Origin of the sequence: Rhodococcus sp. LW-XY12 (assembly GCF_019317345.1) — a bacterium.
Classification (GTDB): Bacteria; Actinomycetota; Actinomycetes; order Mycobacteriales; family Mycobacteriaceae; genus Rhodococcus; species Rhodococcus pyridinivorans.
Window position 1 is genome coordinate 4,440,978 of the sequence record NZ_CP079225.1, and the last position, 12,615, is coordinate 4,453,592.

Here is a 12,615-nt window from a genome sequence, read left to right on the forward strand (position 1 = left end):
AGGGCCGATCATCGGACTAGGGAACGGAGACGGCACGTGGGACGAACGATCACACCGGTTCGCGTCAAGGACGTGGTGATCGGTGAAGGCGCACCCACGATCCTCGTCCCCGTCACCGGCCGCACCCCCGAGACGCTGCGCGAACAGATCGCGGCCGTCGCCGAGCGGGCCGACGTCGTCGAATGGCGCGTGGACTTCTTCCACACCGTCGACGACGTCGCCTCGGTGGTCGCGCAGGCCGGCTCGTTGTCCGAGCAGTTGCAGGGCACTCCCCTGCTCGCGACCTGCCGCACCGCCGACGAGGGCGGCGAGATCGCGATCGACGACGAGGCGTACGCCGATCTGACGGTCGCACTCGCCGAGAGCGGCGCGGTGGATCTGGTGGACGTCGAGTACCGCCGCGACCGTGCCGCCGTCGAGCGGATCGTCGCGGCGGCCCACGCCTGCGGTATTGCGGTGGTGGCGTCGAACCACGACTTCGACGCCACTCCGCCGAAGGACGAGATCGTCGCGCGGCTACGCGAGATGCAGGAACTCGGCGCCGACATCTGCAAGATCGCCGTCATGCCGCAGTCGACGGCCGACGTGCTCACCCTGCTCGACGCGACCCGCACCATGCACGAGGACCACGCCGACCGCCCGTTGATCACCATGTCGATGGGCGGCATCGGCGTGGTGTCGCGGATCGCCGGGCAGGTCTTCGGATCGGCGGCGACGTTCGGGATGGTCGGCACCGCCTCGGCACCCGGGCAGGTCGACGCCGACGAACTGCGCTCGGTGCTCGGCCTCATCGACCGCGCTCGCTGATCACCACACGGCGGTGAGAGCGAGCCCGGCGGCCGCCGCGATGAGCGTGGTCGCCAGGGTGCCCAGCGCGATCGCGCAGGCGGCACCGTAGCGGCGCGCCACGATCAGGCGGACGGAGTCGACGCTGGTCGTGCTGAAGGTGGTGAACCCACCGCAGAACCCCACCCCGACGACGGCGAGCAACTCCGCGGCGGCGTCGTGGAACAGCACCGCACCGGTGAGCAGCCCCAGCAGCAACGAACCGATGACGTTGATCAGCACGGTCGGCCACGGCAGGGACGACCCGGAGCGGGCACGCAGAGCACTGTCGACGACGAACCGCGTCACCGCACCGGCGCTGCCTGCCAACGCCACCCACACCGCGATCATCGCCGTGCCGCTCGGCGACTCCCGAACCACGCGCCCAGCGCGACACCGATGCCGGTCGCGAGAAGGCCGACGAGCACCGTGCCGAGCGCATAGGTTGCCGCGGCGACGATTTCACCGTCGCGCAGCAGCAGGTCGGTGTCGACCGCGAGCGCGCTGTAGGTGGTGAACGAGCCCAGCGCACCGGTGCCCACCCCGAGCCGGACCACCTGACGCCAGGAGGTGTCGGGACCGATGCGGATCAGTGCCTCGAGCAGGAATCCGAGCAGCAGCGCACCGAGGACGTCGATCGCGAAGGTCGTGACCGGCCAGCCCCCGGACTCGACGGGGAACCACCGGCCGAGGCCGTAGCGGGCACTCGTCCCGAGCAGACCGCCCACGGCGACCGCCGCCAGCGCCGACGGTCGCAGGTGCAGCGCTCTCGGCAGCGGGCGTTCGCCCTCGGTCAGTCCTGGTCCCACAACTTCAGAACCGTAGTGAGGATCTCCTCCGACGCACCGAGACCCCCGAGATGACTCTCGCCGGGCAGGTGGTGGAACTGGGCGTCGGGCAGCAGGTCCACCATGTGCAGGCCGTGCTCGATCGGGATGATGTGGTCGGTGTCGCCGTGCCACCACCGCACGGGCACCTTCACGTCGGAGACGCGGAAACCCCAGTCGCGGGTGAATACGACGATGTCGGCGAACGGCGCGGAGATCTGACGTCGGCTGCCGTTGAGCAGGTCGTCGAGGAACATCGTCTTGAACTCGGGACGGGCGAGCAGGCGGCGGTCGGCCTCGGGTGAGAACCGTCCGTACAGGTCGATGATCGGCGACGCGAACGGGCGCACCACGCGGATCGCCGCGCTCATCGCCACGCCGATGGGGACGCCCGCGGTCTGCAGTGCCGGCGCGACGAAGGCGCCCAGCTTCATCAGGTTGCTGTCGATCGACTCGGGACCGACGACCGGTGCCACACCGCCGAGGACCGCAGCCGCGACGACCCGTTCGCGCAGTGCATAGGCCGCGGCGAGGGTGTAGGGGCCGCCGCCGGACAGTCCGACGAGGGCCATGCGGTCGACCCCGAGGGTGTCGGCGACGATGCGCAGGTCGTCGCTGAACGCGAGGACGTTCTCGTAGATGTGCGGTGTCGACGAGCCGATCCCCGGGCGGTCGATCCCGATGAGGCGGATGTGGTTCCGTTCGGCGAAGGCGCGGGCCTCGATGGGAACCTGGCGGCGCGCACCCGGCGTGCCGTGCAGCCAGAACACCGTGCGGCCCTGGGCCGACCCGAACTCGGCGAAACCGAGCCGGCGGCCCTCCCCGACCGCGACGGTGCCTTCGAGCTTGGGGCGTTCGACGTCCATGGCGCCAGCATGGCACGCACCCGCACGCCCGACCAGCGACCGTCCCGTGGGACGAATCGACGCAACCGAGATGTGATGCACGCTTCCCGAGCGGTTCTCGCCGGAGCGCCGCAAGGACAAGGTGCACAAGTACGCGTGGGCGCCCTTCGGCGGTGGCGCGCATCGGTGCCTGGGCATGCATTTCTCGGGAGCGGAGACCAAGACGGTGCTGCACCATCTGCTGTTGCGTTTCCGCTGGCACGTGCCGGCCGACTACGTCGCGCCGATGAACTTCACGTCGTTGCCGTTCCCGAACGACGGGGGCCGATCCACCTCCTTCCGAGGTGATCGGGCGTAGAAAGAAGGAGTGACCGCCGCCGACGAACTCGACGAACGTTTCGTCACCGCGGTGCGCGCTCTGCCCGGGCACGCACCGCCGACGCGTCCGGTCGACCGGCGGGTCGACGACGACCTGTTGGTGCGGTACTTCGACGCCCAGGTGCAGTCGCGGCACCTCGATGTCGCGGCCCGCACCCTGCAGGGACGCGGCGAAGGCTTCTACACCATCGCATCGGCGGGCCACGAATCGAACGCCGCGCTGGGCCTGTGCACGCGGGTGACGGATCCCGCTCTGCTGCACTACCGTTCGGGCGGTTTCTACGCGGCTCGCGCGTCGCTCGTCGAGGACAGCACCCCGATCCGCGACGTGCTCGCCGGATGTGCGGCGTCCACGCTCGATCCGATCTCGGCGGGCCGGCACAAGGTGTTCGGCAACGCCGGCCTGAACATCCTGCCGCAGACGTCGACCATCGCCTCGCACATGCCGCGGGCCGTCGGTCTCGCCCTCGCGCTACCGCGGATGCAGCGACTCGGGCTCGACGCAGCGTGGCCGTGGGATTCGGTGGTGATGTGCAGTTTCGGTGATGCCTCGGCGAACCATTCGACGGCCGTCGGCGCCCTGAACGCGGCCGCCTACTGCCGGCACCGCGGGTTGCCGTTGCCGTTGCTGCTGGTGTGTGAGGACAACGGACTCGGCATCAGTGTGCCCACCCCGCCCGGCTGGCTCGAGCGGTCACTGTCGTCGTATCCGGGGATCGAGTACCGGTCGGTGGACGGCGCCGATGCGGTGGAGATGCTCGCTGCCGCAACCGATGCCGTGGAGACGGTGCGCACGACCCGGGCTCCGGTCCTGTTGCACGTGCGGGCAGTGCGTTTCCTCGGCCATGCCGGTTCCGACGTCGAGTCGGCCTACCGCAGCCCGTCGGATCTTGCCGCGGACCACGAGCGGGACCCACTGGTGGGTACGGCCCGTGAACTCGTCGCACGCGGAATGCTCGATGCGGCAGGGGTTCTCGACCGGTACGAGCGGATACGGGTCGAGGTCGGCTCCGTCGCGGACTCACTGACCCGGCCGCCGCGACTGGCGACCGCCGCCGACGTGATGCGCCCGCTCGAATCCGGGCTCGTGCTCGTCGACGACGATCCGCATCCTGCCGGTGAACCGCTCACGCTCTCCCGGGCCGTCACCCGCACGCTCGGACAGCTCCTCGAGGAGGATCCCCACGCCTGCGTGTTCGGCGAGGACGTCGGCCTCAAAGGCGGGGTCTACGGCGTCACCCGAGGGCTGCAGGAGCGCTTCGGGCGCCTGCGCGTGTTCGACACCCTGCTCGACGAGCAGACGATCCTCGGCACCGCGCTGGGCTTCGCCGTCGCGGGCATGCTGCCGATCCCGGAGATCCAGTACCTGGCTTACCTGCACAACGCCGAGGACCAGTTGCGCGGGGAGGCGGCGAGTCTGGCGTTCTTCTCCGACGGGCGGTACCGCAATCCGATGGTCGTGCGCATCGCTGGCCTGCCCTACCAGCGCGGCTTCGGCGGGCACTTCCACAACGACGATTCCGTCGCCGTGCTGCGCGACATCCCCGGTCTCGTGCTGGCCGTGCCGAGTTCACCCGCCACGGCCGGCGCCCTGCTGCGCACGTGCGTCGAGCTGGCTCGTCAGGAGGGCCGGGTGTGCGTCTACCTGGAACCGATCGCGCTGTACCACCGGCGCGACCTCTACGACGAGGGCGACGGACTGTGGCAGCAGATCCCCGACACCGCCGGGCTTCCACCGGGATCGGTGTGCGTCTACGGCGACGGGCGCGACGTGCTGGTGGTGACTTTCGGGAACGGGGTGCCGATGAGTCTGCGTGCCGTCCGTCGCGCGGGAGTCGCGGCAACCGTCCTCGACCTGCAGTGGTTGTCGCCGCTGCCGACGACCGCGCTGCTCGAACACGTCCGCCGCTTCGAGCGCGTGGTGGTGGTCGACGAGACGCGCCGCAGCGGAGGTGTCGCGGAATCGGTCGTCGCGACGCTCGTCGACGATGCGTGGCAGGGCCGGATCACGCGGGTCACCTCCCACGACAGCTACGTGCCCCTCGGGCCGGCCGCGGCGCACGTACTGATGTCGGAGGACGACATCGCGCGGGCCCTGCTGGAGGCGTGATCAGCAGGAAGCGGTATCAGCAGGAGGAGAGGATCCGCGACATCGCGTCGTGTTCAGCCTGGGTGACCCACAGTTCGTAGGTCGTCTTCACCTCGATCTGCCGCACGACGTACTCGCAATGGAAGGCGGTATTCGGCGGCAGCCACTCCGACGCGTCGGAGTCGCCCTTGCCCTGGTTGGTGGGGCCGTCGACGGCGATCAGGTTGCGCGGATCGTTCGCAAGATTCCGCTTCTGCTGGTCGTCGAGATGGCGGGCGCCCTTCTTCCACGCATCCGACAGGGCGACGACGTGGTCGATCTGCACGGCGGACGAGGTCTCGACCCCGCGACGGAAGGAAATCGTCTTCCCCGTGTACGGGTCCTCGAGCGTGCCGGCAGTGACCGTGCACTGCTTCTTCCCGGGCTCGAAGGAGACGTCGACGAGATCGCGCTGCAGGATGTCGTTACGAGTGTCGCAGCCGTTGCGCCCCAGGTCGACGGTCACTTCGTCGGTCCACGCCGAGCCGAACAGCGAGCGGTCGTAGCCGCTCTGCGATTCGGCGGGCCGGACGGGCAGTGCCTCCAGCGCCTCGAGGGCTTCGGAGGGGTTCTCGACCGTGCCCCCGCCGGTACCGCCCGGCTCGTCGTCCCCCATCGGTTCGAGGAGGACGACGGCCACGGAGACCACGACGAAGCACAGGATCCAGACCCAACGGGGAACGGACGACGTGCGAATACTCGCCATATGTCGATACTGCTACGAAGTCGTATTGCTACCGCTGCTTCCTACTTCCCGAGCGGGGGCATCTTCACGACCTGGCCCGCATAGGACAGGCCGGCACCGAACGCGAGGAGCAGCGCGGTGGATCCGACCCCGACCTGGCCGGTGCGTAGCATCTTCTCCATCGCCAGCGGGATGGACGCGGCGGAGGTGTTGCCGGTCTCGATGATGTCGTCGGCGACCGCGACGGTCTCGGGCAGTTCGAGCTGCTTGACGATGACGTCGTTGATGCGCAGGTTGGCCTGGTGCGGGACGAAGGCGTCGAGGTCCGCGAGGGCCACGCCGGCCTTGTCGGCGATCTGCCGGGCGAACTTGCTCATCTCGAAGGCGGCCCAGCGGAAGACCGCGGTGCCCTCCATGATGATCCAGGGACGCTTCTGGTCCGGGTTGGTGGCGAAATCGACCCAGTCGGGTTCCTGACGGATCGCGTTGGCCTGCGAACCGTCGGAGCCCCAGACGGTGGGACCGACGCCGACCTCGTCGGACGGGCCGACGACCACGGCACCGGCCCCGTCGCCGAAGATGAAGCGCACCGAGCGATCGGTGGGCTCGGTGGTGTCGCTCATGCGCTCGACACCGACGACGAGCACGTGCTCGGCCGTTCCGGCGCGCACGAGATCGGAGGCGACACCGAGGGCGTAGCAGAAGCCCGCGCAGCCGGCCTGGATGTCGAGCGCCGCGGCGCCGCCGGTGCCGATGCGGTCGGCGACGAGAGCTGCCGCCTGCGGGGTCTGGAAGGGGTAGGTGGAGGTCGCGACGATCACGGTGTCGATCTGCGCACCCGTGAGGCCGGCGGCCACGAGGGCCTGCTCGGCGGAGCTCGTCGCCATGTCGACGACCGACTCCTCCGGATGCTGCTTCGCGAAGCGGCGCTCCTTGATGCCGGACCGCGACTGGATCCATTCGTCGCTCGAGTCGATCTGCTGGCAGATCTCGTCGTTGGTGACGATGCGCTCGGGGCGGTGCACACCCAGACCGAGCAGCGCGCTGTTCCTCAGCGGGGCAGGGACAGCGATCTGTGCACCCATCAGACGAACTCCTCCTCCTCGACGTACCGCGTGTCGGCACATCGCATCCGGTCAACGATATCGCAGGTCACGATTTCGTCACAGCGCTACCCCGACGATGCGCTTCCGTAACCCTCACCGCAAGCGGGGGTCCCAATCGCCACGCGAGGCTAGCGTCGCGGTCATGGATGCACAGGCCTGGAACGAGAAGTACGCGGCGTCGGAACTGATCTGGGGCGCGCCGCCCAATCCGGTCATCGTCGAACACGTGACGTCGCTACCGCACGGTCGCGCCCTCGATCTCGGCTGCGGTGAAGGTCGTCACTCCCTGTGGTTGGCGACGCGCGGATGGGAAGTCGTGGGCGTCGACTTCTCCGAGGTCGCCCTCGACAAGGCCCGGCAGGTCGCTGCGCAGGCGCCGTCCCGCTCACGAGACCGGCTCCGCTACGTCCGCGCGGATGTGACGATCGACTCGTTCGACGGAGAGTATGACCTGATCCTCTCGGTCTTCCTGCATTTTCCTCCGCCACAGCGGAAGGCGCTTCTCGACCACGCGATCAATTCACTGAAACCTGAAGGAATCCTCATATTCCTGGGGCACGACGCAATAAATCCCGACGAAGGAGTGGGCGGACCCCAGGACAAGGAAATCCTCTACACACCAACCGATCTCGTCGAGGAAATCGACGGCAGATTGGACATCAGGATTGCCGAACGGCGATATCGGGAAACCGATGCAGGAACCGCGATCGACGCGCTCGTCGTGGCGAGCAAACCACCTCTTGGCAGTTAGTTGCCCGACGAGTAACATGGAGATGTTACCGACGAGTAATAACTTGGGCGGTACTTGAAGCCAGCTGGACCGCACCACACTGGGAGACACCGACGACATGGGCCATTACAAGAGCAACCTCCGCGACCTCGAGTTCAACCTCTTCGAGTTCCTGAAGATTCAGAAGGTCCTCGAAGCAGGCAAGTTCGGCGACCTGGACGAGGACACCGCGCGCGGCATCCTCGCCGAGGTCAAGACACTGACCGAGGGGCCGGCAGCCGAAGGCTTCGCCGACGCCGACCGCAACCCGCCGGTCTTCGACCCCGAGACCCATTCGGTGTCGCTTCCCGAGCCGTTCAAGAAGTCGTTCCGCGCCTGGTGGGACGCCGGTTACTGGTCCATGGGCATCCCCGAGGAGCTCGGCGGCACCGACTCACCGCGCAGCCTCCTGTGGGCCGTCAACGAGATGATGCTCGGCGCCCAGCCCGCGGCCTTCATGTACGCGGCCGGCCCCGCCTTCGCAGGCGTGCTCTACGACAACGGCACCGATGAGCAGAAGAAGTGGGCCGCCACCTGCGTCGAGCGCGGCTGGGGCGCCACCATGGTCCTCACCGAGCCCGACGCCGGTTCCGACGTCGGCGCCGGTCGCACCAAGGCGATCAAGCAGGACGACGGCTCCTGGCACATCGAAGGTGTCAAGCGGTTCATCACCTCGGCCGACTCCGACGACCTGTTCGAGAACATCTTCCACCTCGTCCTCGCCCGCCCCGAGGGTGCCGGCCCCGGCACCAAGGGCCTGTCGCTGTTCTTCGTCCCGAAGTTCCACTTCGACTTCGAGAAGGACGAGTTGGGCGAGCGCAACGGCGTGTTCGTCACCAACGTCGAACACAAGATGGGCCTCAATGCCTCCGCGACCTGCGAGGTCACCTTCGGTGGCCACGGCGTTCCGGCCAAGGGCTGGCTCGTCGGCGAGGTCCACAACGGCATCGCACAGATGTTCGACGTCATCGAGCACGCCCGCATGATGGTCGGCACGAAGGCCATCGCGACCCTGTCGACCGGCTACCTCAATGCCCTCGACTACGCCAAGGAGCGCATCCAGGGCGCCGACCTGACCCAGATGTCCGACAAGACCGCCCCGCGCGTGTCGATCATGCACCACCCGGACGTGCGGCGTTCGCTGGCGATGCAGAAGGCCTACTCCGAGGGCCTGCGCGCCGTGTACCTGTACACCGCGGCGCACCAGGACGACGTCGTCGCCGAGCAGGTCTCGGGTGCCGACGCCGCTCTCGCGCACCGCATCAACGACCTGCTGCTGCCGGTCGTCAAGGGTTGCGGCTCCGAGCGGGCCTACCAGTACCTGAAGGATTCGCTCCAGACCCTCGGCGGTTCGGGCTTCCTGCAGGACTACCCGATCGAGCAGTACATCCGCGACTCGAAGATCGACTCGCTGTACGAGGGCACCACGGCCATCCAGGCGCAGGACTTCTTCTTCCGCAAGATCGCCCGCGACCGTGGCGTGGCGCTCGCCCACATCGCCGGTGAGATCAAGAAGTTCGTCGAGCGCGACGACGCCGACCAGCGTCTGAAGAAGGAGCGCACGCTCCTGGCCACCGCGCTCGGCGAGACCCAGACGATGGTCGCGACGCTCACCCAGTACCTCATGGGTGCGCAGGAACAGCCCACCGAGCTGTACAAGGTCGGCCTCGGTTCGGTCCGCTTCCTCGAGGCGTTCGGCGACCTGATGATCGGCTGGTTGCTGCTCGAGCACGCCGAGATCGCTCTCTCCGCGCTCGACGCCGGCGTCGATGCCTCGGACAAGGCGTTCTACGAGGGCAAGGTCGCGGCCGCGTCCTTCTTCGCCAAGAACGTCCTGCCGGAGCTGAGCGTCGCGCGTCAGATCATCACCGACGTCGACCTCGACATCATGGAGCTCGACGAAGCAGCGTTCTGATCGAACCGCTCACGGCGGTAGCGCGATAGACGAGACCGACGTTGTGCGCGATTTCCCCACAGATTTCGCACACGACGTCGGTCTCGTCGTTTCTCGGGAGCAGCTCCGCATCCTCGACGGCCAGATCCCCGACGTGGTGCCGCTTCCGGAGTGACGAAGTAAGGGGAGGTTGTGTGCGTGTTCCTTCACCGGAACCGCACACAACCTCCCCGAAGTTTCGAGGACGTCCGCTACTCCTCTTCGGTTCCACCCGCTGCAGGTGCCTCGACTGCCGGCGCTTCGGCCGCAGGCGATTCGGGTGCGGGCGCCGGTGCGTCCTCGGCCTCGGCGTCCTCCGATCCGGTGTCGCCGGAGGTCGCGTCGCCGCCGCCCGAGGGCTCGTCGCTCGGTTCCGGTTCGGGGCTGATGCACTTCACGATCGGGACCGGGTCGTACCGGACCGTGCGGGTCGCGCTCGAGATCTGCGCGCCCGTCCGTGCGTCGGTGACGATCCGGGTGTCGGTGACGGTGAAGCCCTGCGCGCCGCTCGACGGAATGCAGGCCGAACCGGCGGGCAACGTGATCGTGTTGGGCGAGGTGAAGTTCGTGCGGTTGCCGGTGACCGACTGGACGTCGACGGTCTTGGTGCCCCAGATTCGCACCGTGATGTCCGAGCTCGTGCCGATCGTCTGGATCAGGACGCCCGTGTCGAACGGGTTGCGGAACTTCAGGTCGATGGCGCCGTCGTAGATCGTGGCCTCCCGGGCCGTCGGGTACCGGGAGATGTAGTAACTGTGCTCGGTGTGCTCGACGTCCTCCATCCCGGCGAAGTAGGTCGCGTTGTAGAGGGTGGTCGCGAGCTGGCTGATGCCACCGCCCACGGCCTTACCGGGACGTCCGGCCTCGATGATGCCCGACTCGATGTACCCCTGCGCCGCACCACGCGGACCGGTGTAGTCGTTGAAGGAGAAGGTCTCCCCCGGCTTCACGATGGCGCCGTTGATCTCCTGCGCGGCCAGCCGGATGTTGACGCCGGAAGCGTATTCGAAGCCGCTGGTGGTGAACTCCGAGACCACTTCCCTGATGCCGAGCTTCTCGGCGCCTTCGGTGGTGAGTTCGGGTTCGGCCTTCCTGTACACCGCGTCGGTGCTGCGGTCGCCCTCTTCCTTCAGCAGGTCGGGCAACCTCTCGAGGGTGACGGGCCAGTCGACCATCTCGCCGGTCTCGCTGGGCACGATCGTCGGACGACCACCGTCGAGGACGATCCGCGCATCCTTCGGTTCGGTCTCCGACGGGGCGAGCTGCGGCGCCAGGATGCCGATCGCGGCCTCGGTGTCGTACTGCGGTTCGAGTCCGCCCGAGCCGTCCGGCACGAACGACAGGACAGCGCCCACCGCATCGCGCGGCAGCACACCGACGGCCCCGTCGAGTCCCCGGACGACCAGATCCTGTGCCACGGCCGGAACGGCGACCTCCGCCAGCGCCCGGTCGAGGCCCTCGCGGGTGACGGTGACGTCGACGCTCTCGACGGGCAGCGAGACATCACCGTACGGCCAGCGCTCGGCGAAGACGTCGCCCGCGACTGCGACGTCGAGCTGCTGGCCGGGCTGCGGCGTCACCGGAACGGGTGTGCCGTCCTCGAAGACGATGTTGCCCTCGCGCGGTTCGTGCGCGGCGGCAGCGGCGGCCTTTTCGATGGCTGCGGACAGGGCGACCTCGTCGCGTGTGGAGACCACGCCGACTTCGTCGTTCCCGAAGAACGACGCGAGTCGCGTGAACGGATTGAGCGGCTGCGAACCCACCTGGTCGAGGGTCGCGGGCCAGTCGATCCCGATCCCGGCCTCCGAGGGCACGATCTGCCCCTGAGTGTCGCCGGCGGTGACGTCGACGGGCATGTCGAGCCGCGGCGTCAGTTGTTCGGTGAGCTCTGCCTCCGCCGCGTCGAGCGACATGCCGCCGATCTCGACACCTGCGACGGTGACACCGCGCGGCACCTTGCCCGACGACAACGCCAGATCGGCCACGTAGAACACGGCGAACAGTGCGACGACGCCACCGACGACGAGCGCGATCGTGCGCCGGGGCAGATTCGATCCAGGCTTGCCCGGTTCGTCGCCGTCTCCGCCGGAACCTCGCGGTCCGCCGGTGGGCGGAGGAGTGACAGGAGGCGGTCCCTGCGGCGGCGGACCCGCCTGCATCTGCTGGGTCGGCTGGTCGCCTTGCGGCGGGTGGGCGGCCGAGGGCATTGCCGTCGACGTGGGTGGGACGGGAGCCCCCGCCTGTTCGGGACCGGGCTGTGCCGGGTTCTGTTCCCCCTGCAAACGGAGGAGCCGATCGGTGGCGGCGGACGATCCGTCACCCGGTGCCCGGTTTCCCGGCGCGACGACCGGGATGACCGCGGTGGGCTCCTCCGAGGGATGGACCTTCTGGGTCGGGGGTTCGTCAGCACCGGTGGGAGCCGCCTGGTTCGTGCCATCGGCTCGGACCTCTGTGGGAGCCTGCGAGGCAGCCTGGGCCTCGGTTTGCGGCTCGGTCACATCACTCGCCTGCGACTCGGTGACACTGCTCGCCTGCGACTCGGTCACATCACTCGCCTGCGACTCGGTCACATCACTCGCCTGCGACTCGGTCACATCACTCGCCTGCGACTCGGTCACATCACTCGCCTGCGACTCGGTCACATCACTCGCCTGCGACTCGGTGACACTGCTCGCCTGCGACTCGGTGACACTGCTCGCCTGCGACTCGGTGACACTGCTCGCCTTCGCCTCGGCCACGTCCCGGTGAGGATCGACCGCTTCGAACCGCTCGGTAGGAGCCGACGCGCCTTCACCCTCACGAGCGGATTCCGGCGACGAACCGATGTTCTCGGTCCGTGCGTCGTCGTGCTCGTGAGGGGACTCGTCGGTCCCGTTGCTGCCGCTCACCCAGATCCCTTCGCAAAGCTGGGCACGCCTTCGAATTCGCGCGCCGACTACCTGCTTTCAAGGGTAGTGCCCCGGTTCAGAGCGGCTGCGCCCGGAATGCGAAGACCCCGCGTTGCTACCAGGTCGGGGGTCAGGCAGCAGCGCGGGGTCGATGGGTCTATCGCTGTCCGTCGCGGAGCGTTACACACCGAACGGAACTTTCCTCTCTCAACGACTTCCGAGGGGTATCGA

General features: G+C 68.2%; 10 protein-coding genes and 1 pseudogene. 5 read left to right on the forward strand and 6 right to left on the reverse strand.

Annotated elements, in window-relative coordinates:
• The first annotated feature begins 36 nt into the window (after positions 1-36).
• Positions 37-807: a type I 3-dehydroquinate dehydratase gene (gene aroD / locus KXC42_RS20320; RefSeq protein WP_219129487.1), complete on the forward strand. Its 771-nt coding sequence runs from the start codon at positions 37-39 to the stop codon at positions 805-807.
• Here the strand turns inward: aroD and crcB are convergent, their stop codons facing one another.
• From crcB to KXC42_RS20335, 3 genes are read right to left on the reverse strand one after another with little or no spacing between them, the layout of a single operon-like run.
• Positions 808-1,176: a fluoride efflux transporter CrcB gene (crcB, locus tag KXC42_RS20325; protein WP_006552655.1), complete on the reverse strand. Its 369-nt coding sequence runs from the start codon at positions 1,174-1,176 to the stop codon at positions 808-810. It abuts the gene before it with no gap.
• Positions 1,173-1,634 carry a CrcB family protein gene (locus tag KXC42_RS20330; protein ID WP_219129488.1) on the reverse strand — a complete coding sequence of 154 codons (462 nt, stop codon included), beginning with the start codon at positions 1,632-1,634 and terminating at the stop codon, positions 1,173-1,175. Before KXC42_RS20330 ends, crcB begins: the two co-directional genes overlap by 4 nt.
• Positions 1,619-2,518: an alpha/beta fold hydrolase gene (locus KXC42_RS20335; RefSeq protein WP_006552657.1), complete on the reverse strand. Its 900-nt coding sequence runs from the start codon at positions 2,516-2,518 to the stop codon at positions 1,619-1,621. Before KXC42_RS20335 ends, KXC42_RS20330 begins: the two co-directional genes overlap by 16 nt.
• A gap of 85 nt (positions 2,519-2,603) precedes the next feature.
• Here KXC42_RS20335 and KXC42_RS20340 point away from each other — a divergent pair.
• Both KXC42_RS20340 and KXC42_RS20345 read left to right on the forward strand, forming a co-directional pair.
• Positions 2,604-2,855, forward strand: a pseudogene (locus KXC42_RS20340) (cytochrome P450); the annotation flags it as partial.
• Between the two features lie 9 nt (positions 2,856-2,864).
• Complete coding sequence (locus tag KXC42_RS20345) at positions 2,865-4,985, forward strand: thiamine pyrophosphate-dependent enzyme (protein WP_219129490.1); 2,121 nt, start codon at positions 2,865-2,867, stop codon at positions 4,983-4,985.
• Between the two features lie 16 nt (positions 4,986-5,001).
• Here KXC42_RS20345 and KXC42_RS20350 read toward each other — a convergent pair whose 3' ends face one another.
• Together KXC42_RS20350 and KXC42_RS20355 are read right to left on the reverse strand one after the other, a co-directional pair.
• Entirely contained in the window at positions 5,002-5,709 is a 708-nt protein-coding gene (locus KXC42_RS20350; RefSeq protein ID WP_024102037.1) for an HNH endonuclease family protein, read from the reverse strand.
• 41 nt (positions 5,710-5,750) lie between these two features.
• Positions 5,751-6,773: a beta-ketoacyl-ACP synthase III gene (locus KXC42_RS20355; protein WP_064852312.1), complete on the reverse strand. Its 1,023-nt coding sequence runs from the start codon at positions 6,771-6,773 to the stop codon at positions 5,751-5,753.
• A gap of 163 nt (positions 6,774-6,936) precedes the next feature.
• Between KXC42_RS20355 and KXC42_RS20360 the strand changes: the two genes are divergently transcribed.
• Together KXC42_RS20360 and KXC42_RS20365 are read left to right on the forward strand one after the other, a co-directional pair.
• On the forward strand, positions 6,937-7,545 hold the full coding sequence (locus KXC42_RS20360) for a bifunctional 2-polyprenyl-6-hydroxyphenol methylase/3-demethylubiquinol 3-O-methyltransferase UbiG (RefSeq protein ID WP_219129491.1): 609 nt from the start codon (positions 6,937-6,939) through the stop codon (positions 7,543-7,545).
• Positions 7,546-7,642: 97 nt separating this feature from the next.
• Complete coding sequence (locus tag KXC42_RS20365) at positions 7,643-9,478, forward strand: acyl-CoA dehydrogenase (RefSeq protein ID WP_006552663.1); 1,836 nt, start codon at positions 7,643-7,645, stop codon at positions 9,476-9,478.
• A gap of 230 nt (positions 9,479-9,708) precedes the next feature.
• Here the strand turns inward: KXC42_RS20365 and KXC42_RS20370 are convergent, their stop codons facing one another.
• Complete coding sequence (locus KXC42_RS20370) at positions 9,709-12,384, reverse strand: VanW family protein (protein ID WP_257605899.1); 2,676 nt, start codon at positions 12,382-12,384, stop codon at positions 9,709-9,711.
• Positions 12,385-12,615: the final 231 nt, after the last annotated feature.

Bases quoted from the DNA above. Each gene is read 5' to 3' on its own strand.
- crcB (WP_006552655.1), bottom strand. From the start codon at position 1,176: ATGATCGCGGTGTGGGTGGCGTTGGCAGGCAGCGCCGGTGCGGTGACG.
- KXC42_RS20335 (WP_006552657.1), bottom strand. From the start codon at position 2,518: ATGGACGTCGAACGCCCCAAGCTCGAAGGCACCGTCGCGGTCGGGGAG.
- KXC42_RS20350 (WP_024102037.1), bottom strand. From the start codon at position 5,709: ATGGCGAGTATTCGCACGTCGTCCGTTCCCCGTTGGGTCTGGATCCTG.
- KXC42_RS20355 (WP_064852312.1), bottom strand. From the start codon at position 6,773: ATGGGTGCACAGATCGCTGTCCCTGCCCCGCTGAGGAACAGCGCGCTG.
- KXC42_RS20360 (WP_219129491.1), top strand. From the start codon at position 6,937: ATGGATGCACAGGCCTGGAACGAGAAGTACGCGGCGTCGGAACTGATC.
- KXC42_RS20365 (WP_006552663.1), top strand. From the start codon at position 7,643: ATGGGCCATTACAAGAGCAACCTCCGCGACCTCGAGTTCAACCTCTTC.